Source organism: Acidimicrobiia bacterium (genome assembly GCA_030584185.1).
GTDB lineage: Bacteria > Actinomycetota > Acidimicrobiia > Spongiisociales > UBA11373.
This window is the reverse complement of sequence record CP129495.1, coordinates 480,498-507,476: the sequence shown is the minus strand read 5'-3', so window position 1 is coordinate 507,476 and position 26,979 is coordinate 480,498. Positions and strand designations below refer to the sequence as shown.

General features: G+C 69.2%; 24 protein-coding genes. 18 read left to right on the top strand and 6 right to left on the bottom strand.

Going from position 1 to position 26,979, the window contains the following annotated elements:
• The first annotated feature begins 161 nt into the window (after window positions 1-161).
• From QY307_02600 to QY307_02575, 6 genes are read left to right on the top strand one after another with little or no spacing between them, the layout of a single operon-like run.
• Complete coding sequence (locus QY307_02600) at window positions 162-599, top strand: Zn-ribbon domain-containing OB-fold protein (GenBank protein WKZ83159.1); 438 nt, start codon at window positions 162-164, stop codon at window positions 597-599.
• On the top strand, window positions 596-1,738 hold the full coding sequence (locus QY307_02595) for a thiolase family protein (protein WKZ83158.1): 1,143 nt from the start codon (window positions 596-598) through the stop codon (window positions 1,736-1,738). Before QY307_02600 ends, QY307_02595 begins: the two co-directional genes overlap by 4 nt.
• The gene (locus QY307_02590; GenBank protein WKZ83157.1) at window positions 1,735-2,877 is read left to right on the top strand and encodes a PrpF domain-containing protein; all 1,143 of its coding nucleotides are present in this window, start codon (window positions 1,735-1,737) and stop codon (window positions 2,875-2,877) included. Before QY307_02595 ends, QY307_02590 begins: the two co-directional genes overlap by 4 nt.
• Window positions 2,874-3,341, top strand: a complete 468-nt coding sequence (locus QY307_02585; protein ID WKZ83156.1) for a (2Fe-2S)-binding protein — start codon at window positions 2,874-2,876, stop codon at window positions 3,339-3,341. Before QY307_02590 ends, QY307_02585 begins: the two co-directional genes overlap by 4 nt.
• Window positions 3,341-5,713 carry a molybdopterin-dependent oxidoreductase gene (locus QY307_02580; GenBank protein ID WKZ83155.1) on the top strand — a complete coding sequence of 791 codons (2,373 nt, stop codon included), beginning with the start codon at window positions 3,341-3,343 and terminating at the stop codon, window positions 5,711-5,713. The genes QY307_02585 and QY307_02580 overlap by 1 nt, the downstream gene beginning before the upstream one ends.
• Window positions 5,710-6,684, top strand: a complete 975-nt coding sequence (locus tag QY307_02575; GenBank protein WKZ83154.1) for a xanthine dehydrogenase family protein subunit M — start codon at window positions 5,710-5,712, stop codon at window positions 6,682-6,684. Before QY307_02580 ends, QY307_02575 begins: the two co-directional genes overlap by 4 nt.
• 8 nt (window positions 6,685-6,692) lie before the next feature.
• Here the strand turns inward: QY307_02575 and QY307_02570 are convergent, their stop codons facing one another.
• Window positions 6,693-7,133: a PaaI family thioesterase gene (locus QY307_02570; protein ID WKZ83153.1), complete on the bottom strand. Its 441-nt coding sequence runs from the start codon at window positions 7,131-7,133 to the stop codon at window positions 6,693-6,695.
• Between the two features lie 227 nt (window positions 7,134-7,360).
• Between QY307_02570 and iorA the strand changes: the two genes are divergently transcribed.
• The 5 genes from iorA to QY307_02545 are packed head-to-tail and all read left to right on the top strand — an operon-like array spanning window position 7,361 to window position 12,536.
• Window positions 7,361-9,175: an indolepyruvate ferredoxin oxidoreductase subunit alpha gene (gene iorA, locus QY307_02565; GenBank protein WKZ83152.1), complete on the top strand. Its 1,815-nt coding sequence runs from the start codon at window positions 7,361-7,363 to the stop codon at window positions 9,173-9,175.
• Window positions 9,168-10,034, top strand: a complete 867-nt coding sequence (locus QY307_02560; protein ID WKZ83151.1) for a 2-oxoacid:acceptor oxidoreductase family protein — start codon at window positions 9,168-9,170, stop codon at window positions 10,032-10,034. Before iorA ends, QY307_02560 begins: the two co-directional genes overlap by 8 nt.
• The gene (locus QY307_02555; GenBank protein WKZ83150.1) at window positions 10,034-11,173 is read left to right on the top strand and encodes a 2-oxoacid:acceptor oxidoreductase subunit alpha; all 1,140 of its coding nucleotides are present in this window, start codon (window positions 10,034-10,036) and stop codon (window positions 11,171-11,173) included. The genes QY307_02560 and QY307_02555 overlap by 1 nt, the downstream gene beginning before the upstream one ends.
• A 2-nt stretch (window positions 11,174-11,175) precedes the next feature.
• Window positions 11,176-11,991: a thiamine pyrophosphate-dependent enzyme gene (locus tag QY307_02550; protein WKZ83149.1), complete on the top strand. Its 816-nt coding sequence runs from the start codon at window positions 11,176-11,178 to the stop codon at window positions 11,989-11,991.
• Window positions 11,988-12,536, top strand: a complete 549-nt coding sequence (locus QY307_02545) for a 2-oxoacid:acceptor oxidoreductase family protein (protein WKZ83148.1) — start codon at window positions 11,988-11,990, stop codon at window positions 12,534-12,536. The genes QY307_02550 and QY307_02545 overlap by 4 nt, the downstream gene beginning before the upstream one ends.
• A gap of 6 nt (window positions 12,537-12,542) precedes the next feature.
• Here QY307_02545 and QY307_02540 read toward each other — a convergent pair whose 3' ends face one another.
• The gene (locus QY307_02540) at window positions 12,543-13,844 is read right to left on the bottom strand and encodes a phenylacetate--CoA ligase (GenBank protein WKZ83147.1); all 1,302 of its coding nucleotides are present in this window, start codon (window positions 13,842-13,844) and stop codon (window positions 12,543-12,545) included.
• Between the two features lie 448 nt (window positions 13,845-14,292).
• Here QY307_02540 and QY307_02535 point away from each other — a divergent pair, with 448 nt between their 5' ends.
• From QY307_02535 to QY307_02510, 6 genes are all read left to right on the top strand, one after another.
• Window positions 14,293-15,618 carry an ABC transporter substrate-binding protein gene (locus tag QY307_02535; GenBank protein ID WKZ83146.1) on the top strand — a complete coding sequence of 442 codons (1,326 nt, stop codon included), beginning with the start codon at window positions 14,293-14,295 and terminating at the stop codon, window positions 15,616-15,618.
• 115 nt (window positions 15,619-15,733) lie between these two features.
• Entirely contained in the window at window positions 15,734-16,729 is a 996-nt protein-coding gene (locus QY307_02530) for a branched-chain amino acid ABC transporter permease (GenBank protein WKZ83145.1), read from the top strand.
• Entirely contained in the window at window positions 16,726-17,835 is a 1,110-nt protein-coding gene (locus QY307_02525; GenBank protein WKZ83144.1) for a branched-chain amino acid ABC transporter permease, read from the top strand. Before QY307_02530 ends, QY307_02525 begins: the two co-directional genes overlap by 4 nt.
• 41 nt (window positions 17,836-17,876) lie before the next feature.
• Window positions 17,877-18,611 carry an ABC transporter ATP-binding protein gene (locus QY307_02520; protein ID WKZ83743.1) on the top strand — a complete coding sequence of 245 codons (735 nt, stop codon included), beginning with the start codon at window positions 17,877-17,879 and terminating at the stop codon, window positions 18,609-18,611.
• Complete coding sequence (locus tag QY307_02515; protein ID WKZ83143.1) at window positions 18,608-19,357, top strand: ABC transporter ATP-binding protein; 750 nt, start codon at window positions 18,608-18,610, stop codon at window positions 19,355-19,357. Before QY307_02520 ends, QY307_02515 begins: the two co-directional genes overlap by 4 nt.
• Window positions 19,358-19,522: 165 nt before the next feature.
• Complete coding sequence (locus QY307_02510) at window positions 19,523-21,388, top strand: nitrate- and nitrite sensing domain-containing protein (GenBank protein WKZ83142.1); 1,866 nt, start codon at window positions 19,523-19,525, stop codon at window positions 21,386-21,388.
• Window positions 21,389-21,551: 163 nt separating this feature from the next.
• On the opposite strand, the gene QY307_02505 is transcribed toward QY307_02510, so the two are convergent.
• A complete protein-coding gene (locus tag QY307_02505) occupies window positions 21,552-22,133 on the bottom strand; it encodes a hypothetical protein (protein WKZ83141.1) in 582 nt (193 codons plus the stop codon).
• Window positions 22,134-22,208: 75 nt separating this feature from the next.
• On the opposite strand from QY307_02505, the gene QY307_02500 reads away from it, so the two are divergent.
• A complete protein-coding gene (locus tag QY307_02500) occupies window positions 22,209-22,562 on the top strand; it encodes a hypothetical protein (GenBank protein WKZ83140.1) in 354 nt (117 codons plus the stop codon).
• 3 nt (window positions 22,563-22,565) lie between these two features.
• On the opposite strand, the gene QY307_02495 is transcribed toward QY307_02500, so the two are convergent.
• The 3 genes from QY307_02495 to QY307_02485 all read right to left on the bottom strand — a co-directional run bounded on the left by QY307_02495 (window position 22,566) and on the right by QY307_02485 (window position 26,964).
• The gene (locus tag QY307_02495) at window positions 22,566-23,396 is read right to left on the bottom strand and encodes an SDR family NAD(P)-dependent oxidoreductase (GenBank protein ID WKZ83139.1); all 831 of its coding nucleotides are present in this window, start codon (window positions 23,394-23,396) and stop codon (window positions 22,566-22,568) included.
• Between the two features lie 244 nt (window positions 23,397-23,640).
• Window positions 23,641-24,966: a DUF2254 domain-containing protein gene (locus tag QY307_02490; GenBank protein ID WKZ83138.1), complete on the bottom strand. Its 1,326-nt coding sequence runs from the start codon at window positions 24,964-24,966 to the stop codon at window positions 23,641-23,643.
• 150 nt (window positions 24,967-25,116) lie between these two features.
• Window positions 25,117-26,964, bottom strand: coding sequence for a cell wall-binding repeat-containing protein (locus QY307_02485; protein WKZ83137.1), 1,848 nt, complete (start codon window positions 26,962-26,964; stop codon window positions 25,117-25,119).
• Window positions 26,965-26,979 lie beyond the last annotated feature (15 nt).

The window sequence follows — 26,979 nt, the reverse complement described above, 5'->3', positions numbered from 1 at the left end:
TTGACGGGGCAGCGAGGGGCCGAGGAAACTGATCCAACCGAACGGCCGGACGGCTGTCGGGGTGTCGGGTGGCCACCGGGCGCGCCTCGGTCGCGTCGACCCGCCCACCGACACCGACCGGCGACGGGGTTCCAAGCCACCCCGAACAGACTGAGGAGGCGATGGTGACTGCTACCGATCGGGACACGGCCCCGGTCTCTTTTCGACCGGGTGAGTTCGAGATCCTCCCCGACGGCAGCGGGCGGCTGCTCGGCAGCCGGTGTCGCAACTGCGGCGCCCACTTCTTCCCGATCAGGGAGGCGTGCTCGGGTTGTCTGGGGACCGATCTGGAGACCGTCCGTTTCTCCACCACGGCAAAGCTCTACACGTTCTCCGTGGTGCGCCAATCGGTTCCCGCCTTCCCGGTACCGTACGTCCTCGGCTACGTCGACGTTCCCGAGGGTGTCCGCATCATGACCCAGATCTCCGGTATCGATCCCGAAGAGGTCAAGATCGGCATGGACCTGGAGCTGGCGGTGGAACCATTCGGGACCGGGGACGACGGCGAGACCCTGTTCGGGTATCGCTTCCGCCCGGTGGGAACGGAGGAGGGCAAGTGACCGGCGTGCACATCATCGGCGTCGGCATGACCCGGTTCGGGAAGCATCCCGACGACGATGCCGCCGGGCTCGGAGCCAAGGCCCTGCTCGAGGCCATCTCCGACGCCGGCATCGACCCCCGGCTGATCGAAGGCGCCTACTGCGGCCACGTGTTCCAGGGCATGGTCACCGGCCAGCGGATCCTGGCACAGGTGGGGATGGCCGGGCTTCCCCTGGCCAACGTCGAGAACGCCTGCAGCAGCGGCGCCACCGCCATCCGTGAGGCGTCCCTGGCCATCCGTGCCGGCGAGCACGACGTGGTGCTCGCCGTCGGCACCGAGCATCTGACGACGAGGTTCGCCGGGGCGCTCACCCCGGATCCCAGCGATCCCGAGGCGGCCGTGGGGGCGACCATGCCCTCGGTGTACGCCATGCGGGCCCGTCGCTACATGGAGGAGTTCGGGATGACCCGCCGGCAGCTGGCTGCGGTGGCGGTCAAGAACCGTCGCCACGCCGCCGCCAACCCGCTGGCGCACTTCCGCAAGGAGATCACGATCGAAGAGGTGATCGAATCGCGCCCCATCGCCGACCCCCTCAACCTTCTCGACTGTTCGCCGGTCACCGACGGCTCCGCCGCCGCCATCCTGGTGAGTGATCGCATGCTCAAGCGCCTTGGCAACGGGCGTGCGGTCCGGCTCGCCGCCTCGACCCTCTTCACCGGATCGGTGGAGACCGAGCCGACCTCGATGACCTTCGAGCCCCTCACCCGCAAGACCGCCGAGGCGGCGTACGAGAAGGCGGGGATCGGTCCCGAGGACGTCGACTTCGCCGAGGTTCACGACTGTTTCAGCATCGCCGAGGTGCTGCGTGTCGAAGGCCTGGGCCTGTTCCCTCAGGGTGGGTATCCCGCCGCCGTGGAGCGTGGCGAGGCGGACATCGGCGGACGGCTTCCGATCAACCCGAGCGGAGGGCTGATCGGCAAGGGCCATCCTCTCGGCGGCACCGGGGTGGCTCAGGTGGTGGAGCTGGTGCGCCAGCTGCGGGGTGAGGCCGGTGAGCGTCAGATCGAAGGTGCCCGCGTCGGTCTGGCACACTGTCGTGGCGGCAAGGCGGTCGGCATCGAAGGGGCGGCGTGCACGGTGCAGGTGTTGGTGAAGTGAGCGACGGGGCCGAGCAGCGGTCCCTTCCCTTCGTGCTGATGCGCGGCGGCACCAGCAAGGCCGTGTTCCTGAAGAGCGAAGACCTGCCGCCCTTCGGTGTGCAGCGTGACCGCCTCGTCCTCGAGGTGTTCGGCAGCCCGGATCCTCGCCAGGTGGACGGGCTCGGTGGCGCCGACATCCTCACTTCGAAGCTGGCGGTGATCGGCCCCCCGAGCATCCCCGGCGCCGACCTGGACTACACCTTCGGCCAGGTGAGCATCACCGAGCCGGTGGTGGACTACGACATCAACTGCGGCAACATCTCGGCGGCGGTGGGGTCGTTCGCAGTGGACGAAGGCCTGGTGCCGGTGGTGGAGCCGGTGACCGTCGTGCGCATCCACAACACCAACACCTCGCGGGTGCTGGTGGCGCGGGTCCCGGTGCGCAACGGGAAGGCCGCCGTCCGGGGCGAGTTCGCCATGGACGGAGTCCCCGGGACCGGCGCCGCCATCGCCCTCGACTACAGCCGCACGGCGGGAGGGCTCACCGGGGCGCTTCTTCCCACCGGGAACACCCGCGACCGCCTCGAGACCGAGTTCGGCCCGGTGGACGCCACCATCGTCGACCTGGCCAACCTGTGCGTCTTCGTGGCTGCCTCGGCGGTGGGGATGACCGGCGCCGAGTCGCCCGGTGACACCACCGACCTCTCGGCGGTGCAGGCGGTCAAGGAGGCCGCCGCCCGCCTCATCGGAGTGTCCTTCGACGGCCTGACACCGATCCCGACCATGGTGGCTTCGCCGGTCGAGTACACGGCGTACGGGTCCGGCGAGCGGATCGCCGCCGCCGACGTAGACCTGGTGGCGAGGGTGATCGGTGGTCGCCCGCCGATGCTCCACAAGGCCTATCCGGGAACGGTCGGTGCCTGTACCGCCGTTGCCGCCTGCCTCCCCGGAAGCGTCGTAGCCGAGGTGACCCGGCCGGCACCCGACGGCCTGTACCGGATCGGCCACACCTCGGGGATGATGGAGGCCGTGGGGCGGGTCCTCCCCGATGGCGACGGATGGGTCGTGGAACAGGCCTCGTACGACCGCACCGCCCGCAGGCTCGCCGAAGGTCGCACCTTCGTTCGCCGCGACGAGCGGGTCCCGTCGGGGACATGACCCGTCGCCCTCTCCGACTCCGCGTCAACGGTGACGAACACCAGGTCCTGGTCGAAGACCACCGGACGCTGCTCGAGGTGCTGCGCGAAGACCTCCGCCTCACCGGAACCAAGCACGGCTGCGAGCTGGGGGAGTGCGGCGCCTGCACGGTCCTGATCGACGGTGTGCCGGTGCTGTCCTGCCTCACGCTCGCTCGCTCGGTCGAAGGCCGGGAGTTGCGAACCGTCGAAGGCCTGGAGACCAGTGGAGTGCTCAGTCCCCTGCAGAGTGCGTTTGCCGAACTGGGCGCCGCTCAGTGCGGGTACTGCACCCCCGGCATGCTGATGGCCGCCACCGGTCTGCTGGAGCGGGTCCCGTCGCCGACCACGGATGAGATTCGGGAGGCGCTTGCCGGGAACCTGTGCCGCTGCACCGGGTACTCCAAGATCCTCGACGCCGTCCATCTCGCCGCCGAGGAGGGGTGATGGAGGGTCATGGGTTCTCGGTGGTGGGCACCCGGCGGCCTCGGGTCGACGCCGGTCTGCAGGTGACGGGACGCACCGTGTTCGCCGACGACATCTCGCTTCCCGGGATGCTCGTCGGCCGGCTGTTGCGCAGCCCTCACGGCCACGCCCGGATCGTGAGGATCGACACCTCCCGGGCGCGCGCCCTGGATGGGGTGGAGGCGGTGATCACCGGCGCCGACCTTCCCATCACCTTCGGAATCCTCCCGGTGAGCCAGGACGAGCACACCCTGGCTCTCGACCGGGTTCGTTACGTCGGCGAGCCGGTCGCCGCCGTTGCCGCCCGGGATCCGGAGACCGCCGCCCGGGCGCTGGCCCTGATCGAAGTCGAGTACGAGCCGTTGGAGGAGACCCTCTCGGTGTTCGACGCCGGCTCCGATCGCCTCCTGATCCACGGGGACGGCTCCGGTCGCAACGTGCACCGCCGGGCCGCCCTCGAGTTCGGGGACGTCGATGCCGGGTTCGCCGAGGCCGACCACATTCGCGAGGACCTCTACGACTTCCTGGGAAACACCCACGCCGCCCTGGAGCAGCACTGCGCGGTGGCGTCGCACGGGCCCGACGGGCGGGTGACGATCTGGTCTTCGACCCAGGTGCCGCACTACCTGCATCGCACCCTCGCCCGGGTCCTGGAGATGCCAACCGGCCGGATCCGCGTCGTGGCCACGCCCGTGGGCGGCGGTTTCGGTGGCAAGACCGACCCCTTCTCCCACGAGATCGCCGCCGCCCGCCTCTCGATGGAGACCGGGCGGCCGGTGAAGATCACCTTGACCCGCGAGGAGGTCTTCTACTCCCATCGCGGCCGTCATCCGGTGCTGATGTGGCTCCGTACCGGCTTCAAGTCGGACGGGACCATCACCGCCGCCCACCTCAGGACCCATCTCGACGGGGGGGCCTTCGGGTCGTATGGAGCGGCGACCCTCTACTACACCGGCGCCCTGCAGACCTCCACCTACCGGATCCCCGCCTATCGCTTCGAGGGCGTGCGCTGTTTCACCAACAAGCCGCCGTGCGGCCCCAAGCGGGGGCACGGCACTCCTCAGCCGAGGTTCGCCATCGAATGCCAGTTGGATGCCGCCGCCGAGGACCTGGGGATCGACCCGGTGACCATCCGGAGGCGGAACCTGGTGGAGCCGTTCACGATGACGGTGAACCACCTGCGCATCACCTCCTGCGGGCTCGCCGAGTGCCTGGATCGGGTCGTCGAGGCTTCGGGGTTCACCGAGAAGCACGGTCGGCTGCCGGCGGGACGGGGTGTCGGCCTCGCCGTCGGGGCCTATCTCTCCGGTGCGGGGCTCCCCATCTACTTCAACGACATGCCCCAGTCGGAGGTGAACATCAAGGTGGACCGCGGCGGCGGGGTCACCGTGTTCTCGATGGCCGCCGACGTCGGCCAGGGCTCGACGTCGATGCTGGCCACGATCGTCGCCGAGGTGCTCGGCTTGGATCCGAGCGGCCTGGCGGTGGTGACCGCCGACACCGACCTCACCCCGGTCGACCTGGGCTCATACTCGAGCCGGGTCACCTTCATGGCGGGCAACGCCGCCCTGGATGCCGCCGGGAAGATGCGGAACCTGGTGTTCGAGGCGGTGGCGGCCGAGCTGGGCACCAGCCCCGACGTCCTGGTGGCCGAGGACGGCAGGATCTCGATGGAAGGCGACCCGGAGAAGGGGATGTCGTGGGAGGAGGCGGTGAGGGCCGCCGTGGCCCGTTCCGGCCCCCTCTCCACCTCGGGCGAGTACCGGGCACCCGAGCTCGCCGGGCCCTACAAGGGCTCCGGCGTCGGCATCTCGCCGGCGTACTCCTACTCGGCGGCGGTGGTCGAGGTCACCTGCGACCCCGACACCGGGATGGTCGCCGTGGACCGGGTCTGGCTGGCCCACGACGTCGGTCGCGCTCTCAATCGCACCCTGGTCGAAGGGCAGATCGAGGGCGGTGTGTACATGGGCCTGGGGGAGGCCCTGATGGAGGAGCACGCCTTTCGTGACGCCCTCCACCGGGGGCCATCGCTGCTCGACTACAAGATGCCCACCTTCCTCGACATGCCGCCGGTGGAGTCGATCATCGTGGAGACCGACGATCCAGAGGGGCCGTTCGGGGCCAAGGAGGTGGGCCAGGGGCCGCTGCTCCCGGTGATCCCCGCGGTCGCCAACGCCATCCACGACGCCTTGGGAGTTCGTATCGACGAGGTCCCGATCACGCCGGACAAGGTGGTGCGAGCACTGCGCGATCTGGCAAAGGGGGGCGCCGGGAGGGTGGGACCGGAAGCCATCCCGGAGTTCGACTACGGCCGCATGATCTCCGTCGACCCGCCCGAAGGGTTCTCGGCGTGATCCGGCTCCCCGCCTTCGAGGTGCTCTTCCCGGCGAGTGTGGGGGAAGCCCTGGAGATGCTCGCCGCTCATCCCGGGTCGGTGCCCGTGGGTGCCGGAACCGACCTGCTTCCCAACATGAAGCGCCGCCAGGTGCACCCGGGGGTGCTGGTGTCGCTGGCGAGGATCCCGGGGCTTTTCGGGATCGACACCGCCTCCGATGGGACAACGGTGATCGGGGCGTCGACACCGCTGGCCCAGGTGGCCGACTCGACCGAGGTGTCGCCGGCGATGCGGGAGGCCGCCGCCCTGGTGGCGTCGCCCCAGATCCGCAACACCGCCACCATCGGCGGCAACCTGTGTGTGGATACCCGATGCGCCTTCATCAACGTCACCGAGGAGTGGCGCACGGCCTCCGGACCGTGCCTCAAGGCCGGCGGAGACGTCTGCTGGGTGGCTCCGAAGGGCAGCCATTGCTACGCCATCTCGTCATCCGACCTGGCACCGGCTGCGATCGTGTCCGGGGCGTCGGTACGCCTGGTCGGGCCGGCGGGGGAGCGGGTGCTTCCGGTCTCGGATCTCTACCGGCCCGACGGGATCGACCACATGGCCAGGAGGCGTGACGAGATACTCACCCAGGTGCTGGTGCCGCCGGCCGCCGGCCTCCGCACCACCTACCTGAAGCTGCGCCGTCGCCAGGCTGTCGACTTCCCCATGCTGGGCGTGGCCGCCGGAGTCCGGCTGGCGGAGGACGGCACGGTGTCGGACGCTCGGATCGTGCTCGGCGCCGTCTCGCCGGCTCCGTTGCGGGCGGTCGACGCCGAGGCCCTTCTCCTGGGGCGCCGGCTCGATCGGGAGACGATCGCCGCCGCCGCCGAGCTGGCCGCCAAGCCGGTGCGACCGTTCGACAACGCCGACCTCGGTTCTCGCTACCGAAAGTGGATGGCGGCGGTCTTCGTCGAACGGGCACTGGGCGCTCTAGCCGCCCCCTGAGCGGTCCTTCACACCGGCTCCAAACCCCCCACCACCGAGGTGTCGGTCAGGTTCTGCAGGCGAACCTGCCCACGCGCCGCCACCTTCCCATCCTCGCTCCTGGTGACGACCACCTGCCACAACTGCTGGGTCCTCCCCCGATGCAGCGGTGTCGCCTCGGCGACCAACTCGCCGCCGCGCACCGAACGCAAGAAGTCGGTGGTGTTGGAGACCCCCACCGCTCCGGGCATCCCCTGCGACATCGCCCAGAAGGCGCCTCCGGTCGAGGCCGCCGCCTCGATCAGGGTGCAGTACACCCCGCCGTGGACGATTCCGTACGGCTGCTGGTGGACGACGTCGACGGCGATTCGTACCTCGACCCGGTCCGGCCCCACCTCCAGAAACTCGAAGTCGAGGGCTCCGTTGAGCCCGTAGCGCAGGTCGGGGACGGGGGGCTGGGGGTCGGTCATGGCCCGTCACGCTAGACGAACCGGGAGGGCCCCGGTGTCGAAGTCTCGCTCCATGACTCCGATCCGCATGGGTCCAATGCATCATGGAAATGATGTTCAGGGAGGATTGCCGCCGGGTCGCAGGGGTGGGAGCCTGTCTCCCAACCGAACGGCCGGACGGGAAACGATCCGGTGGAGGAGGGCAGGCGGTTGCGGTATGTGAACGCACACTTCTGGCGGTCGAGGTCATGAGCCTCATCGTCGAGGAACCCGGGACGCGCCTTCCGGAACGAACACTGCTCTCCGGCAACGAGGCCATCGCCCGCGGTGCCGTCGAGGCGGGGGTGAGGGTCGCCGCCGGCTATCCGGGCACACCGAGCACCGAGATCCTGGAGTCGATCCGGCATCGCGGCGACATGGACGTCCGCTGGTCGCCCAACGAGAAGGTGGCCCTCGACGTCGGGCTGGGAGCCTCGCTGGGAGGTGCCCGCGCCCTGGTCACCATGAAGCACGTCGGCCTCAACGTCGCCGCCGACACCTTCATGACCGCCGCCTACACGGGGGTCGGGGCCGGGCTGGTGCTGGTCGTGGCCGACGACCCGGGGATGCACTCCTCGCAGAACGAACAGGACAGCCGCCACTACGCCCGGTTCGCCGGCGTGCCGCTCCTCGAGCCCGCCAACAGCAGCGAGTGCCTCGAGTTCACCAGGCTCGCCTTCGAGATCTCGGAGCGCTTCGACGTGCCGGTGTTGCTGCGCAGCACCACCCGGATCTCGCACAACCGGGGCCTGGTCGCCCTGGGCGAGAGGGAGGATCGGCCGGCCACCGGGTTCGTGCGCAACCCCTCCAAGTACGTGATGATCCCCGGGTACGCCCGGGGCCGCCGCCCGGTGCTCCTGCAGCGGCTCGAAGAGATGGCCCGTTGGGCGGAGGACTGCGACCTGACCGCCGAGTTCGGGGAGGACACCGCGGTGGGCGTGATCACCTCGGGCATCTCCTTCAACTACGTGCGTGAGGTGCTGCCGGAAGCCCGTGTCTTGAAATTGGGGATGGTCCACCCGCTCCCGATGGACAGGATCAGGGAGTTCGCCGGCTCGGTGGGCCGTCTCTTCGTCGTCGAGGAGCTCGATCCGTTCCTGGAGGATGCAATCCTGGCGGCCGGGATCGCCGTGGAGGGCAAGCGGTGGTTCTCCCAGATCGGAGAGCTCGGCCCCGACGCCGTCGCCGCCGGCTTCGCCGCCGCCGGCGTCGTCGAAGCGCCCGAGCCGGTCGCCGCCCCGCCGGCCACCGTCAAGCGCCCGCCGTTGCTCTGCCCCGGGTGCCCCCACACCGCTCCCTTCGTCGCCTTGAAGCGCCTCGGGGCGGTGGTCTCGGGCGACATCGGGTGCTACACGCTGGCGGCCCTCGAGCCCCTGGCCGCCATGGACACCTGCCTGGCCATGGGGAGCAGCATCGGGATGGCGGTCGGCCTAGCCGCATCGGGCGGCACCGAGGCTCCGGTGGTGGCCACGATCGGCGACTCCACCTTCGTCCACGGCGGCATCCCCGGTCTCGTCGAGGCGGTGTACAGCAACGCCAACGTGACGGTGATCATCCTCGACAACGGGACCACCGCCATGACCGGTGGCCAGGAGCATCCCGGCACCGGCAAGACCCTTCAGGGCAAGGAGGCCAAGGCGGTCGACCTGGTGGCGCTGTGCAAGGCGGTGGGGGTCGAGGACGTGCGCGTGGTCGACCCGTACGACATCGCCGCCACCAACGCCGCCATCAACGCCGCAATCGGAAACCAGGGGCCGTCGGTGGTCATCACCAACCGGCCCTGCGTGGAGGCCCCGGTCAAGGTCAAGGACCGCCCCTACTTGGTGGACGCCGCCGCCTGCACCGCCTGCCAGGCGTGCATGGCGCTGGGCTGTCCCTCGATCGTCTGGTCGGACGAGACCTTCGATGGCAGACGGAAGGTCGTCATCGACACCGTCACCTGCACCGGCTGCACCCTGTGTGCCCAGCTCTGTCCGCCCCGGGCGATCGCTCCGATTCCCCGCAAGGAGGCCGCCGGTGTCTGACCGCTCCAAGGGGCTGCTGCTGGCCGGGGTCGGCGGCCAGGGGGTGATCCTGGCCTCGATGATCGTCGCCGACGCCCTGGTCCGGGCGGGCAACGACGTCAAGCAGTCCGAGGTGCACGGCATGGCCCAGCGCGGCGGGTCGGTGGTGAGCCACATCCGGTGGGGGCCCCGGGTGAGCAGCCCGCTGGCGCCGAAGGGGAGTGCCGAGGTGCTCGCCGCCTTCGAGTGGGCCGAGGGACTGAGGTGGATCGATTACGTGCGTCCCGGGGGAGCGGTCGTCGTCGACGTGCGCACCATCATCCCGCCCGGGGCGTGTGTCGACCGCCGGGGATGGGCGACGGCGTACCCGCGCATCGACGACGGCCCCATCGCCGATCGGCGGCTGCAGCCCCGTCTGCTCAACGCGGCGGCGATCGCCTCCGGGTTGGGGAACGTCCGGGCCGCCAACAGCGTCATCCTGGGATCGGTGGCCGGGTTCCTCGACATCGATGACCAGTACTGGGAGGCCGCCATCTCGTCGTTGGTTCCGAAGGGGACCGCCGAGATCAACCTGGCCGCCTTTCGGGCGGGCAAGGAGGCGGGCACCGTCGTGATCCCGGCGCAGCCCGCCCCGGAAGCGACCGGCGTCGCCGGGCCGCACGTGATCGAGGTGAAGCACGACTGGTGCAAGGCGTGCGACATCTGTTCTCGGGTGTGTCCCGAGTACTGCCTTGCCCTCACCCTCGACGGCAAGCTGGCCGTGGTCGATCCCGACGCCTGCACCGGATGCCGTCTCTGCGAGATCCTCTGTCCCGACTTCGCCATCCGGATCCACCCGCCGGTCGTGGCCGGTGTCGCCGCGGGGGAGGGTGCCTCCTGATGGGCAAGATCGAGCTCCTCCAGGGCAACGAGGCGGCGGCGCGTGCCGCCGTGGCCGCCGGCTGCACCTTTTACGCCGGCTACCCGATCACGCCCTCCTCGGAGATCGCCGAGTACATGGCACGCGCCCTGCCGGCCCGCGGCGGGGTGTTCGTCCAGATGGAGGACGAGATCGGCTCCCTGGCGGCCGTGATCGGGGCGTCGCTCGGGGGGCGCAAGGCGATGACCGCCACCAGCGGCCCGGGCTTCTCCTTGATGCAGGAGCACATCGGTTACGCCACGATGGCCGAGGTCCCCTGCGTGATCGTGAACGTGATGCGGGGCGGGCCCAGCACCGGGCTGCCGACTTCGCCTTCGCAGGGCGACGTGATGCAGGCCCGCTGGGGCACCCACGGCGACCACCCGGCGATCGTGCTCGCCCCCGCATCCGTCGAGGAGGTCTACGAGCTGACCGTCCGGGCGTTCAACCTGGCGGAGCGCTTCCGGACCCCGGTGATCCTGCTCTACGACGAGGTGGTCGGCCACACCCGTGAGGGTGTCGAGGTTTCCGCAGAGGTGGCGGTGGTCGATCGCAAGCAGCCACAGGTTCCCCCCTCGGAGTTTCTTCCCAAGGCTGCTCCGGCCGATGGTGTGCCGCCACTTCCCGCCTTCGGCGAGGGCTACCGCTTTCACGTGACCGGGCTCACCCACGACGAACGCGGGTTTCCCACCGGGGATCCCGAGAAGGCGGGTGCCCTCATCGACCGGCTCCACAGCAAGGTCGAAGACCATCTCGACGAGGTGGAGGACCTGATCGAGTACCGGATGGATGATGCGGACGTGGCGATCTTCGCCTACGGGATCGTCGGCCGTTCGGCACGCGAGGCTGTGGACCGGGCTCGCGACGAGGGGATGGCCGTCGGCCTGATCCGGCCGCGGACCCTGTGGCCGTTCCCGACGGCGGCGATCTCCGCAGCGGCCGCCCGGGTGCACACGATCCTGGTGGCCGAGATGAATCGGGGCCAGATGATCGGTGAAGTGGAGCGCGCCGCAGCCGGCCGGGCGTCGGTCGTGGGGCACATGCGCGCCGACGGCGAGCCGATCACACCCACCGAGATCCTGGCGGCCCTCGACGGGCTGATGGCGGCGAGGAAGGGATAGGGATGCTCGACGTCGACGTGTACCTGCGCCAGTGGGCGATGCCCCACGTCCTGTGTCCCGGGTGCGCCCACGGCATCGTGCTGCGGTCGTTCTTCGGGGCGGTGGATCGGCTCGGGCTCGATCAGGACAAGGTGGCGATGGTGGCCGGCATCGGGTGCAGCAGCAGGCTGGTCGGCTACGCCGACTTCTGCACCCTTCACGGGACTCACGGTCGTGCCCCCGCATTCGCCACCGGGCTCAAGCTGGCGCGCCCCGACCTCGAAGTGGTGGTGATCACCGGGGACGGCGATGCGCTGGCGATCGGCGGCAACCATCTGATCCACGCCGCCCGCCGCAACGTCGACATGACGGTCCTCATGCTCAACAACTCGATCTACGGGATGACCGGTGGCCAGGCCGCCCCCACCACGCCCCAGGGGAGCATCGCCTCGACCACGCCCCAGGGGAGCGTGGAGACCCCCTTCGACGCCTGCCGGTTGCTTGCCGGGGCGGGCGCCTCTTTCGTGGGCCGTGTGCTGGCGGCCAACCCCGGCGCCATGACCGACATCATCGCCGATGCGATGGCACATCGGGGCTTTGCCTTCGTCGAGGTGGTGAGCGACTGCCCGGTGTACTACGGGCGCTACAACAAGATCGGCGAGGGGGCCGACATGCTCACCTGGATGACCCGCCTGGAACAGGGGGTCGCCGATCCTCTCGCCGAGAAGCGATTCGTCGAGTTCGTTCCCGGGGCGGGCGCTCCGGCCGGTTTGGCCACCGGCGTCCTGCAACGCGAGGAGCGGCCGGTGTTCACCGGCGCCAGGAAGGCGACGCCATGAACGACCGGATCGAGATCCGAATCGCCGGCGCCGGCGGCCAGGGAGTGGTCACCGCCGGCCTCATGCTCGCCGAGGCGGCCGTGCTCTCCGGGCTGCGATCGGCGCACTCCCAGGTCTACGGGCCGCAGTCGCGCGGCGGCAACAGCCGTTCCGACGTGGTGATCACGCGTGGCGAGCTCGGGTTCCCCCTTGCCGACACCGTCGACCTGATGCTGGTGCTCAACGGCGAGTCGTGGACGAAGGGTCGCAAGGAGACGGGAGGAGTCACTCGCATCCTCGTGGACTCCGTCGCCCTCGGGGGCGAGGAACCCCCCAGTGGAGTCGAGGCCTTTCCCATCGTCGAGACCGCAAGGCTGGTGTCGGGCGGGCAGCTGGTATCGGGTGTGGTCGCGCTCGGGCTTCTGCAGGCGCACACCCCGGTGGTCGAGTTCGAAGCCTTGCGGCAGGCGGTTGCCGCTCGCGTTCCGGCGCGTCACCGCTCCATGAACATGGAGGCCCTGGCGGCCGGGGCGGCCCTGGTGACGGGGGTCGCCGCCCCCGCCTGAGGAGGCTCAGGCCAGCGGGTCCCGATCGTCGATGCGCTCGAAGACTCGCTTCGCCTTGCCGACCTCCTGGCGGGGGACGCTTCCCGGGTCGCCGACCGTGACGGAGACGCGCAACCGCAGCACCGTGGCCAGCCGCTTCTCGAGCGCCTGGGTGATTTCCGCACGCCGGGATGCGTGGGAGGCATCGGCCAGTTCGACCCGCGCCTCCATCTCGGGGAGGGTCGGGCGCCGATCGATGATGATGGCGAACTGCCCGGACAGGGCGGGGTCCTCTAGCAGCACCGATTCGATCGCCCTCGGGTACACGTTCACCCCGCGGATGATCAGCATGTCGTCGGCCCTGCCGTGGAGGCGGTCGATCCGACGCGATGTCCGCCCGCAGGGGCAACCGTCATCCAGGAACCGGGTGAGGTCTCGGGTCCGGTAGCGGATGACCGGCTGGGCCTCCTTGGTGAGCGAAGTCAGGACCAGCTCGCCGATCTCCCCATCGGCCACCGGCTCGCCGGTCTCCGGATCGACGATCTCCGGATAGAAGTGGTCCTCCATGACGTGGAGGCCCCCCTTGTTGTCCCGGCACTCGGCGGCCACGCCGGGTCCGATCACCTCGGACAGCCCGTAGACGTCACAAGCGTCGTACTCGCCGCCCCAGGCCTGTTCGATCTTCGCCCTCATCGACTCGGACCAGGGTTCTGCACCGTGTATTCCCCAACGGAGCCGGAGGCGATCCATGACGCCCTCGGCGGCCGCCTGTTCAGCGAGGAGCAGCGCGAATGAGGGGGTGCAGGCCAGACCGGTCACGCCCAGGTCGAGCAGGAAGGTGAGCTGCGACCGGACGTTTCCCCCCGATGTGGGCACCGCCACGGCGCCGAGGCGCTCGACGCCGTAGTGGAGTCCCAGCCCGCCGGTGAACAGTCCGTATCCATAGGCCACCTGGACGACGTCGTCGGGGGTGGCGCCCATCCCCGCCAGGGCCCGGGCGTTGACCTCGGCGAACACGGCGACGTCGTTCGCCGTGTAGGCGACGATGGTCGGCTTGCCGGAGGTGCCCGACGAGGCGTGGAGCCGCACCACTTCGGTGAGGGGCAAGGCCAGCATCCCGAAGGGGTAGTGGTCTCGGAACTCGGCCTTTTCGGTGAAGGGAAGCGAGGCGAGGTCGGCAAGCGAGCGGACCTCGCCCACCCCGGACATCTTGGCCTGCCAGAAGGGAGCCTCGCATCCCTTGAGGCGATCGACGAGGTCCGACAGTCGTTGCGACTGCAGGCGTTCCAGGTCGGCACGCGCAAGGGTCTCGATCTCTGGAAGAATCATGCGGATCGCCCCCGTTCTGTTCGCAATCGAAGGTCGAACCTACCGATCGGACGGGCTGGCTCGCTTCCGGTGAGATAGGGACCTTAGTCCCGAATTCGGCCTGCCTCCGGCAGGGCCCGCTCGGTACATTCCCGTGTGTCGCGGCCTCCATGAGGGGCCGGACCGGCGCCGTGGATGGGCCCGACGATGGACCCACACAGGTCCCGGAAGGCGAGAGGAAAGGGGCGGCAGCGAGAGGGCGCGTGGCAGGGGCGAGTCACCGTGACCGATCATGTCGGCCGGGTCGGGTCTTCCGCCTTCACACCCTCAGCTGCGGCCGTGAGCCGACCGGGTCTTGGTGCCGTGGATGACTCGCGTGGCGGAGGGAGATCTCGCCGCCACCGGGTCGATCATCTCGAGTGCGGGGGAGGGACCCACCTTCTCCTCGATAACTGAGTCAGGAGGCGAGATGAAAGAAGCGAAACGGCAGGCGAAGGGTCACCGGTGGTGGCGCCTGGGCCTGCTCACGGTGGTGATGCTCCTCGTTGTGGCCGCCTGCGGCGACGACGACGCCGGCACCACCACGACTGCTGCTGAGGAAACCACGACGACTGCTGCTGAGGAAACCACGACCACGGCGGCGTCGGCAACCACCGAGGCCCCGCCGGTCGAGGGAACCGCCTACAAGATCGGGTTCGTGGCTTCGGAGACCGGGCCCGGCTCCGGACTGGGCGTGCCCGAGGCAAACACCGCCCGGATGCTCGCCGAGCAGTGGGCGGGTGGAGTGACAGGACCTGACGGCGTCCACCATTCGGTCGAGGTGATCATCCTCGACGACGAGTCGAACGCCGACAACGGGGCCGCCCTCGTAACCCGGCTGATCGAGGAGGACCAGGTCGATGTGCTGGTGGCGGGAACGCTGTCGGGCAACGCCCTGGCCATGGCGCCGATCGCCGAGGAGGCGATGATCGCCATGATCTCCATGGCGTCGTCGCGCGGCATCATCGAGAGCGAGGGACAGACCCGTCCCTGGCTGTTCAAGACGCCACAGGACAACCAGCACAGTGCAGCCTGGCAGGCCGAGTACCTGAACTCACTGGGTGTCACCTCGGTGTGCTACCTGTATGAGAACGGTGCCTACGGTCAGGACACGCTGAACAGCGCCAAGCAGTTCTTCGAGCCGGCCGGGATCACCATCGCCTTCGAGGGCTCGTTCGAGCGGACCGACACCGAGTTCCCGATCATGACCGGCGCCCAGGCGTCGGGATGTGGCGCGGTGGTCGTGGGGTCGATCCCCCCGGGCTCGTCCTCGGTGACCCAGGCGGCGAGGGAGTTCCTCCCCGACCTGCCGATCATCGGTGGCCACGGATCCTGCAACTCGCAGTACATCTCGTTGGCTCCCGATGCGGTCGAGGGCACGGTGCTGCCCTGCGGCAAGCTGCTCTTCGCCGACACGCTGCCCGACAGCGATCCGCAGAAGGCCAACCTGCTGCAGTACATCGCCGACTACACGGCCTTCACCGGAGGTGAGCCGATCAGCACCTTCGGGGGCCACGCATGGGACGCCCTCATGTGGGCCGGCGAGGCGCTGAGCAGCCTGGAGGAGAACGCCGACCTGGATGCTCGCCGGGCGGCGATTCGCGACTACGTCGAGACCGAAATCACAGACTGGCCGGGGACCGGAGGCGTGTTCAACATCAGCGCCGACGATCACCTCGGACTGGACTACACCGGTCTCGGGTTCGTCAAGGTGCAAGACGGCGGGTACATCAACTTCCCGTCGAGCGACTGGTAACCCAAGACGAAGAGGTTTGGGGGGTCGGCCGTGAGGCCGACCCCCCAAACCAAACCACTACCCTCTCGTGCCCCGACGATGCGGCGCGAGACGACCGCAGGCAGGAAGGGGCACCGTGCTGGCGCTGATCGAGAAGAGGACCTCCCGCCTCGCATTGAAGGCTGCGGGCGTTCTCCTCGTCGTCGCCGTCATCTGGCTGCTGGGATCGCGGCAGAACTTCGGCCTACAGCAGTACGGGCAGCTGGTGGTGGCAGGTATCGGCACCGGCGCCGTCTACGCCCTGGTGGCCCTCGGTTTCGTCATGGTGTTCACCGTGACCGGGATCATCAACTTCGCCCAGGGCGCCTTCGTGATGCTCGGTGCCCTGTTCACCGTGACCCTCTACGAGACGCCGTTCACCGGGGAGGGCCGTACCGGCCTGATCATCTCCGCCCTGCTGGCCGTGGTGCTCACCACTGTCATCGGTGTCGTCGTCGAACGACTCACCATCCTTCCCGCCCGCAACGCAGATCCCCTCACCTTGATCATCATCACCGTGGGGGTGTACATCGCCATCCAGGGCCTGGCCCTGATCTACTGGGGCCATGCCGGGCGAACGCTGCCGTCGTTCACGACGGCGACCGGTTCCGACAGCATCTTCCGGCCCTGGGGGCTGGTGATCAAGGCACAGACCCTGTGGGTCCTGGCCACGATGGTTCTGGCCTTCGCCGTCCTGTCGCTCTTTCTCGACAAGACGATGTTGGGAAAGGCACTGCGGGCTTGCTCGGTGAACCGTGACGCCTCTCGCCTGATGGGGATCAACCCCAGCCGGATGTCGGCGATCGCATTCGGCATCGCCGCCGCACTCGGTGCGGTTGCCGGGATCGTGCTCGCCCCCCTGACCAAGCCGGTGTACGACATGGGCCTCACCATCGGGCTCAAGGGCTTCGTGGCCGCCGCCATGGGCGGTCTGATCAGCCTCCCCGCCGCTGTTGGGGGCGGCCTGCTGCTCGGGTTGGTCGAGAACCTGGCCGCCGGTGTCACCAAGGCGGGCCTGCGCGACGTGTTCGCCTTCATCGTGTTGATCGCCGTGCTCTTGCGCGGAAGGTCCCGTGCCGGGAGGTTCCAGTGACCGCCCCCGACTTCGTGGCCGAGACGCCGCCGGTGTCGGCCCGTCGCCGCGCAACTCTGTACGGCGTGGTCGCATTCTCCGGGTTCGTGGTGCTGATCGGCTTGCTCCAGCAGCTGGCACCGGGCGGCTTCGACATCTCGCGCCTGACCGGTGGCGTCATCACCTTCGACACCATGGTGCGGATCGGGATCCTCACCACCGTGGTGGTGGGCCTCAACCTGCTGATGGGTTACGCCGGGCAGGTCTCGCTGGGACAGGCGGCGTTCTTCGGGATCGGAGCCTACGTCTCGGCCATCCTGACGACCCGCGCCGACGTGCTGGGGATCGGGGCCGGCCTGGCGAATCAGTGGTGGTGGCCGTGGTTGCTCATCGTCGGCGGGATGGCGCTCGCCGGGGGAGTCGCCTACCTGGTGGGCCGGCCGATCCTGAAGTTGCACGGCCATTACCTGGCCATGGCCACCCTCGGCCTGGGGATCATCATCGTCATCGTCTTCCGGGAGAACTTCGGATACTCGCTGGGGTCGCGCAACATCACCGGCGGCTTCGACGGCCTGTACGGGGTGCCTCGACTGCGGATCGGCTCATTCGATCTGTGGCCGGTCGAGCGGTACTACTACCTGGTGTGGCTGGTGGCGATCGTAGGGATCGTGCTGGCCCTGAACCTGGTGCGGTCCCGCTCGGGGCGGGCGCTGCGGGCGCTGCACGGCAACGAGCTCGCCGCCGAGACCCTGGGAATAGACACCGCCCGTTTCAAGGTGCGAGTCCTGGTGATCAGCGCCATGTACGCCAGCCTCGCCGGAAGCCTGTTCGCCCACTTCAGGGTGGCGGTCTCCCCGGGCCCGTTCGGGTTCGCCGCCTCTCTCGAGTTGGTGGTGATGGCCGCCGTGGGCGGTATGGCGTCGGTGTGGGGTGCGCCGTTCGGGGTCGCTGCCGTGCTCGTGGTTCGGGAGCTGTTGCGCACCCACCTCGGCTCGCTGGTCGGAGAGGCCGGTGGGCAGCAGGAGGTGGTCGCCTTCGGGTTGATGCTGGTCCTGATCATGATCTTCATGCCCGAGGGCGTGATCGCCAGGCTGAAGCAGGCGACGCGACGCTGGAGGTCGGAGTGACCGCATCCAACGGGCCGCTGCTCGTCGTCGAAGGGCTCTCGATGTTCTTCGGGGGCCTGGTGGCTCTCAGCGATGTCTCCACCGAGGTCGGCCGCGGCGAGATCAAGGGCCTCATCGGCCCCAACGGGGCGGGCAAGACGACGCTGTTCAACGTCATCGCCGGGGTGTACGCCCCGAGCAAGGGCGAGGTGATCTTCGATGGGTCTCCGATCGGGGCACTGGAGCCCCACGAGGTCGCTCGCAGGGGAATCACCCGGACCTTCCAGAACGTGCGCCTCTTCGCTCACATGACCGTCATGGAGAACGTGATGGTTGGGAGGCACCTCCATGGCCGGGTCGGGATGCTCGCGGCCGCTCTGAACAGCGGAACCTCGCGCCGCGAAGAGGCCGAAATCCATAGGGCCACGATGGAAGTGCTCGATCGTGTCGGCCTGGCCGACCGGGCCGGCGAGCAGGCTCTGGATCTGCCGTTCGGACTGCAGCGCACCCTGGAGATCGCTCGAGCACTGGCCACGGAGCCGCGACTGCTGCTCCTCGACGAACCGGCAGCCGGACTCAACTCGGAGGAGCGCCGCGCTCTCGCCGCCCTGGTGGCCGGGATCAGGGAGTCGGGCACGACGGTGATCCTGGTCGAGCACGACGTCGAGTTCGTGATGGGCCTGGTCGACGATCTGCTGGTGCTCGACCATGGCGCCGTGATCGCCGATGGCCTGCCTGCCAGCGTCCAGGCCGACCCGGTGGTGATCGCCGCCTACCTCGGGGAGGCGGAGGAATGAGCGCCGGCCTCCAGGTCTCGGCGGTTTCTTCCTACTACGGGAAGATCCGCGCTCTCGACGGCGTCTCGTTGACGGTCGAGCCGGGTGAGATCGTGGCCCTCATCGGCGCCAACGGGGCGGGCAAGACCACACTGCTGAAGACGGTGAGCGGGATGTTGAGGGCCAGGGAGGGGCGGGTCATCTTCGACGGGCAGGACGTCACCCGTCTCGGTGCGGAGAAGGTCGTGTCCCTGGGCATGGCGCACGTGCCGGAGAACCGGCAGGTGTTCGCCACGATGACGGTGGACGAGAACCTGGATCTCGGCGCCTACCGGCGCCATCGAAGGGATGGCCGGTCTGCGGTGGACGCCGACCGCGACCAGGCGTTCGCCATCTTCCCCATTCTCAAGGAGCGTCGCCATCAGCGGGCCGGAACCCTGAGCGGGGGCCAGCAGCAGATGCTGGCGATCGCCCGGGGAATGATGGCCCATCCCCGCCTCATGCTCCTCGACGAACCCTCCTTGGGCCTGGCGCCGCTGGTGGTGCGCGAGCTGTTCGGCATTGTGCAGCGGCTGCGGGCGGAGGAGGGGATGACCGTGCTCCTGGTGGAGCAGAACGCTCGCGCCGCCCTGCGGTTGGCCGACCGGGCCTACGTCCTCGAGGTGGGCCGGGTCGCCCTGGAGGGGTCGGCGACGGACCTGGCCGCCGACGAGAGGGTTCGGGCCGCCTACCTGGGCGGCTCGATCGGAGGCGAGTCCCGACCCTGACCGCGACAACTCTCGGTGGTCGCTATCGTGCGCTGCCGGCGGCGGGGTCTCCGCCGGGTGAGCATGAGCGACGACGATCGGTCCAACGGTTCGCGGCGAGCGGGGCACGACGCGACGTCTCCACCCTCCTTCAGGGATGGGCCCGTTCGCCGTCGTCTGTTCCACATGAGCGTTGCCACCAAGCTGGTGGTGATGGTGCTCATCCCCCTGCTGGCGGTGCTGGCATTGCTCGTCGTCGGGATCGCCGACAAGGTCGAGGACCGACGGGTGATGAACGAGCTCGCCGAGGCGGCGGATCTGGCCTCGGTGACGCAGGGCCTGGTGATCGAGCTGCAGCGCGAGCGGGGCCGGTCCTCCGTCTACCTCACTACCAGGTCTGCCGGTGACCTGGCAGGTCTGCTCGCCCAACATCAGGCGACTGACGCGGCCGGTGCTTCGTACTCCGTCGCCATAGCCGGAATGGCGACCTCGATCGGATCTCTCGCCAACGCCGACATCGGCGCCGAGCTGCTCGCCTCGGTTGCCGAGGTCCGGGCGAGGGTGCTCTCATTCGAGGCGTCCACCACGGAGGTCGTCTCCTTCTACTCCACACGCGTGGAGGGGCTGCAGGACGCGAGCCTGCTGCTGGTGGCGGCTTCCGGTGAGGACCCCGAGCTGGACGTGTCGCTGGCGTTGTGGGCGCTGATCGTGGAGGCCGGTGAGGCTGCCGGGATGGAACGTGCCCTTGTCGCCGCCGATCTCGCCGACGGAGCCGGTTTCCCTTCGCCTGAGTCGTTGGTGATCGTGATGCGCCAACGCCAGGACGCCGCCCTGGCCACCTTTCGCTCGGCACTGGACCCGGCGATGCAGGAGGAGTTCCGGGAGCACCTCACGGTGCTCGACTCGCCTGTGCTCGCCGACCTCCGCCTGCGAGCAGATGAGGACCCGCCCTCGGTGACCCCCGCCGAGTGGTTCGCCGCGACGACGGAGAGGATCGACGCCATGGCGGCGATCGGTGATGCCCTCCTCGACGATGTCCGTGTCCGCGGGCACGCGCTCGCCCGCAGCGCCGAGGTCGCCGCCATCTGGTTCCTGGTCCTGGGTCTGCTCGTCGTGGCGGCGGCGCTCTTCGTGGCGGTGCGGGTGGCGCGCCACATCGTGGGTCGGATCAAGGCACTGGTCACGGTCACCCGCGCCATTCGCGAGGGCGACCTGGACCTGCGCGCCGATGTCACCGGGTCCGATGAGCTGAGCGAGCTGGCGGAGGCGTTCAACGCCATGACCGCCGACATCGTCGAGGTCAACCGATCCCTCGAGCGGCAGGTAGCGGAGAGGACCCGTCACCTGGAGGCGGCGGTCCGCTCCAAGGACGAGCTGATCGCCTCGATCAGCCACGAGGTCCGCACCCCGCTCACCGCAGTCCTCGGGTTTGCCGAGGTGCTCCGGAGTGAGGGGACTGATCTGACCGAGGGGGAACGGACGGGGATGATCGAGTCCATCGCCGTCGAGGCGGGCGACATGGCCGAGATCATCGAGGATCTCCTGGTGGCGGCCCGCGCCGACATCGGGAACCTGAGGGTCGATCGCGTCGAGTTCGAGCTTCGCTCGCTGGTCGCGCGGGTGGTCGAGTCCTGCCGGCCATGTCCCCAATCGGCGAACCTGACCGGCGACGAGACCTGGGCGATCGGAGATCCGGGGCGGGTCCGCCAGGTGGTGCGCAACCTGCTCACCAACGCGGTTCGGTATGGGGGCGAGCGCGTGGGTGTCGAGGTCACGGTCTCCGAGGCGTCTGCCTTCGTCCGGGTCAGAGACAACGGGCCGGGTGTGGCCGAGGACGACCCCGAGTCTGTGTTCGACGCCTATCACCGGGCTCCGTCGTACAGCGAGCAACCGGCTGCGGTCGGGCTGGGATTGACCGTGTCGCGGTCGTTGGCGCGGCTGATGGGCGGCGACCTCGTCTATCGCCGTGAGGACGGACAGACCGTTTTCGAGCTGAGCCTCCCGGCGGCGCCGAGGCCGGCGGTCGGTCCGAGCGAGGGCTTGGCCTCGTAGCCCTTCCGTCCGGTTCGTTCCTCCCCCCGCATGGGGGAGTACGGCGTAGCCGGGACTGGGGCGGACCCTGAGAGGCCTGGGTCGCGTCTGTGCCCCCTGCGGCCCTTCGGGCCACCTCCCCCTGCGGGGGAGCGCATGCGCCGTCTTCAGTCCGTCGACCCGGCTACCTGACCCAGCGCCACCCGATGGTCCGGTCGAACCACCCCTGAAGCGAGAAATGCCCGGCACCGACCGTGGCGACCCCGAGCAGGGCGACCATCTCGATCACATGGCTGCTGTTGACCGGGTTGTTCTCCGGCCACACGTCGGCGGCCAGGAACATGAAGGCCATGAGCAGAGCCCCGCCGATGGCGCCAAGTCGAACCCCGATGCCGAGCATTAGCGTGAGCCCCCCGAGCAGCAGCGCCGCCATGAACCCGATGTCGGCCAGATTGATCGCGTCTGGAGCAGCAGGCGCCATCCACTCGAACAGACCTCCGGTGTGGCTGCCCTGGGTGGCGAAGTTGAGGAAACCGTACGTGGGGGAGCCCCCATTGACCATCGCAGCATCGCACAGGAAGTCGATCGACCCGCCGGAGTCGGGGATCCGGCAGGTGGCGAACCCCAGACCGAACATCTTGTCGAGGAACGCCCAGAGGAACGACCATCCGAGAAGCAGCCGGAGGGCCGTCCACGCCCACATTCCCTTCACCTCCGGCGTCTCGCCTTCCAGCATCCTGCGCGCGCCGTCACCGAATCCGGACATGGGCACTCCCTTGGTCGCTTGGTTGCGAGGCTACCGAACCGAGTGTCGGCGTGACGGACCTATCCTCGTCGTCTCGTGTCCAGCGAGCCGGATCTCACCAGTGCGGTGGCCGCACTCGAGCGGTCCCGCACCGCCGTACTAGGACTCGCCGCCGACTGCTGTGAGCCCCACCGCACCCCCCATCTGGAGGCGCTGGCAGGGTTGCTGGGCCAGGCTTCGGAGCAGATCACCGATCTGACCGCCGCCATGGACCCATTGCCCGTGATCGCTCGCCTCGAGGACGCCGGGGCCGCCGCCGGGAGGCTGCAGGTGGGCTGCTGCGCCCCGGGGCGGATCCCGCTGTACGCCGAGGTGCTGGAAGGGTTGATGACGGCACAGCGTGTCATCACCCGCGAACTGCGTCTGGAGCACGGAGGCACTCTCGGCTGAGCCTCAACTTGGATCTGTCGGAGGGCGTCCCTTGGCGATGTCTGCGGCGCGGGTGCTCATCGCATCCTTGATCCAGTCGTCGAGGATCACATAGAAGCGGCTCTGCTCGACGGCATCGAGCGTCTGGCGCGCCAGTTCGGCCGGATCCCTACCCGAGGCGACTGCAAGCCGCATCGCTTCGATGTCGCCTTCATGGGCCCTCCTGCGCGCTTCCCTGACAGCCGCCGGAGGTTCGAACGACGGGGGGCGGTTTCGCTCGTTGTCGGCCATGCGGGTCTTCACCAAGCCGGGACACACCAAGGTGACACCGACGGCCGATCCTGCCGCCGTCAACTCATGGTGCAGGGTCTCGGCCAGAGCGGTGAGCGCGTGCTTGGAGGTCGTGTAGGGAGCCATGCCTCGCGGGGAGAGCAGGCCGGCGGCCGAAGACACGATGACGACGTGACCACGGTCCCGCTCCACCATCCCGGGCAGGATGGCGTCGATGGCGAGAAGCGTGCCCCACAGGTTCACCCCGAGAACCCACTGCCAGTCCTCGGCGGTGAGTTCCCACACGGGCACACCGACCGTTCCCACACCCGCATTGGCGATCAGGAGGTCGACCGCTCTGGACCGCCCGACGATCGCGCTCCAGGCTTCGCGCTGGGCGACGTCGGCAGCGATCGGCGTCACCGTGCCCCGAGCCCGCAGGCGGGCAGCCTCGGCCTGCAGGCGCCCCTCTTCGACATCGACCATGACGACCCCGGCTCCGCGCCGAAGCGATTCTTCGGAGAGGGCGAGCCCGATCCCCGAGGCGGCTCCGGTGATCAGGGCGGTCGCGCCAGTGAGGTCCATCGTTCCTCCGTCTTGTCGGGCAGGCTATCAGTCGGACCCGCCGCGGGGGCTGGCCTGGAGTTGGATCGGTGGAGGTGGACGATCGACCTCGACATGATGCTCTACGCCAATGAGGACCAGGAGACCGAGCACCGCGGACTCTGCTGTCTACACGGGCGACGGTTGCGCTCACCGAAGAAGGCGGTTCCGTCAGGGTCGCCTGATTCTGGGCGTCGGCCTCTGGCGCCTCTGTGAGTCGGCTCGATCAGTGCTCCTCGGTCGGCGCCAGCCGGAGTGCGACGGCCAGGTCCCTGATCGGGGCGGTGTCCTCCTCGAGAAGGGATCCGTTGGACTCGATCCCGGCGAGGACCAACGCCGCCTCCTTGGGAAGGATCTCGGCGCGCCCTGCCAGTCCGACGTGCTCGAGGTGTTCGAGCAGGGAGCCCATGGAGCGGATCAGCGCCCGCGCCACCTCGGGCTGATCGGTCGAGGCGATGCGAACCTCCTGGAAGGCGTGTCCGACCCAATCGCCTCGCGTCCACTGGTGGGGGCGAAACAGCCTCCGCCCGCCGGCACCGTGGATGACGCGAGGCGGCATGTCACGCACCAAGACCTCGCGCAGGATCTCCGTGAGGTGGAGGATCACCTCATTGGCGGTGGTTGGATCGTTGATCCCCGGCGAGAGCGCCCGCAGGGCCACATCCACCAACTGTCGGACGCCGTAAGTGGGATCGCTCTGCGTGGATCGTGATCTCCCGATGCCGACAGCCCGACAGACCCGGTCTTCGACCAAGTCGTCGGCATCCTCATGGTTCATCCACACGGTGGCCAGGGGGGATCCGACGCCGACGAACCAGCCGGTGTCCACGTCGAGCCGGGCCACGGATCCGGGAGGCAAGGCTTCGAGGAGGGCCTCGGTGTCGACGTGCTGGATCCACCCGTCGAGCGTGCTTCGGATCGTGGTGGCCGGTGCCGGAGGCAGGCGGACCTGGTCGTCGGTGCCGGGGGCGGTTCCGCGCTCGGGGAGGTGTCGCCGCAGCACCGCCAGAGTGGCGTCGGAGGTGCGCCGGATGATCTCGCCGACCTGCATCACGCCCACGCTGTGATCGATGAAGGCGATGATCGCCATGACCGACACCACCGCTAGGACCAGCGCCAGGGTGACCGAGAGAGTCCTGGTAGGTTCGCCCTCGAGCACCGAGGCGCTGTGGATGGTGCTCAGCACCAGCAGGTCATAGGTGAAGGCGCCGGTCACGATTGCGATGACCACCTGCTGGAAGCGGGATCCGAAGATGGTGACAACGACCCGCGGTGAGAACTGACTGGCGGCCAGTTGGACCGCCACCACGGTCACCGAGAGCACGATGCCGGCGACCGTGATCGTGGCTGCCGCCGCGGTGGTCAGGACCGCACGGGCCCCGTCGACCGTGGTGCGCATGAGCAGCGGGATCTCGGCGATCGTGTCGGCTCTGGCTCTATCGGCCCAGGTGACGAAGAACGCCAGGAATGCTGCCGCAGCCACGCCGAGGGCGGGCAGGTAGAAGAGGCTCTCGGCGATGCGGGCGCCAAGGCGCCGTAGGCGGGCAAACACGGGCCCACGGTAGATGGCGGACCAAGGTCGCGCCTGTGCCCCCTCCGGCCCTTCGGGCCACCTCCCCCTTCGGGGGAGGGAACGCGTCGCGGACCTGTGTCGCGTCTGTGCCCACTCCGTCCTTCGGAGGAGCGAACGTCGCCCTGGGGTCTAGCCGTCCCACACGTGGATCGGCATCCCGATCCAAACCAGGGCCGGTGCTCCGAACGGGCGGAGATGATCCATGTCCCACACGGTCACCCGGATGCAGCCGTGGGAGGCGGGGTAGTGGGGCACCGACCGGTAGCCGTGGATGCCGTAGTTCCACTCCCCATGGTTGCCTCTGTAGAAGATCGCCTTGTAGATCGACCAGGCCCCGGGCCGAGGCGACCATCCGTTGGCGTAGGAGTGCTGGGTGTAGAACACGCTTCCAGCGGGTAGGCGGTCGGTTCGCGGCGTCACCTGCGCTCCGCACCCGACCCAGGTGCATCCCCGAACCCCGGTGCCGGCCCCGGTGCTCACCGGGATGATCGCCCGCACCTCGTCGCCTCCGATCAGGTACAGGACCTGGCGACCGATGTCCACCTCCACCCGGTCCGGCTGCCCGTCGCGCGGCTTCGGAGGCAGGGGATGGAACGACTCGAGCATCTCCCAGTCGGCGTTTGTCCAGTCCTCAGGCGGCGGATCGCTCAGCCACTCGGCCTGTGCGGTTGCCGGGTCGCGATGGGCCCGCCCGATCAGCTTGTGGAAGGTGGCCACGGCGTAGGCGGTGGGCTCGTCGTAGGCGCCGGTGATCGGCTGGCGGTACAACAGCTTCTGCCGGAGCAAGCGCTGCAGGTCGGCCACCGCCGGTGAGGCATCACCCGGGCACAGGGCGGGTCGGCCGGAGGCGGTTGCGGCGACAAGCCGGGTCTCCTCGGTGACGCCGCAGGGCGATGGTCGCTTCGACCAGTCCAGGGGAAGCACATGGCCGCCGAGGACGGTCCCCGGCTCGAGACCGAACCGGAATTCGGGTGTGGGCGCCTCGAATTGTGCGCATGGAAGCCCGGTGAGGCGGGAGATCTCGGCCGCGGTGGCGGAGGGGAGCCCGGTCCTCGTGGCGAGCAGAACCGGTCCTCCTCGGTGTCCGGCCGCCGGTCCCCCGGCCAGGGCGTCGGGGGCGGCCAGGCCGGTGGTGACGTAGATGACGTCGGTTTCGCCGGCGGTGAAGGCCACCCGGGAGATGGCGGCCGCCGTGGCGAATCGGTTCGATCCGGCGACCCGGACCACATTTCCGGGCATCTGGGACGCCACGGCTTCGGAGATGGCGGCGGCGCCGCCGAGGATCACCACGGTGGCCGGGTCGAGGCGCTCCAGTTCGGCGCGGGTGGGTGCAGGGACGGCGTCCCTGGAGACGAGGAGGATGGGAGCGCCTGCTGCTGCGGCGGCCGGCGCGGCGGCGACGGCGTCGGGAAAGTCGTCACCAGTTGCCACGAACACAGTGTCGGCGGAGCCGAAGCGTTCCCGCGAGATGGCGGCGGCGGTGGCGTAACGGTCGGGGCCGGCGATCCGGATGACTTCGCCGTACGAGGAGAGGGCTTCTTGCACCGCAGGTGACACGGCTGCCTCGCCCCCGAGCAGGAAGATCCGGGTGGCACCCAGCCTGGAGATCTCGTCGCGTGTGGCCTGGGGCAGCAGGTCCGGGTCAGTGAGCAGGACGGGTGCCCCGGCCAGTGCAGCCGGCGCTCCGGCGGCGACTGCGTCCGGGTAATCGGATGCCGTGGCGACGAAGACCTCGTCCGATGCGCTGAAGGCGTCCGCCGATGCGGCGGCAGCCGTCTGGTGGCGGTTCGGCCCGGCCACCCGGCGAACCGGGACGGCAGAACACGTCGCCAGGTGCTCCAGGACGGCGTCGTCAATGGCCCCGGGACCGCCCACGATGACGATCTCGGTGACGCCGGCGGCGGTTGCCGCGGGTGCTACGAGGAGAGCGGTCGCCGAGATCGTGATGGCGATTGCTGCAGTTAGAAAGCGATGCATTGGATCGACCCCGAT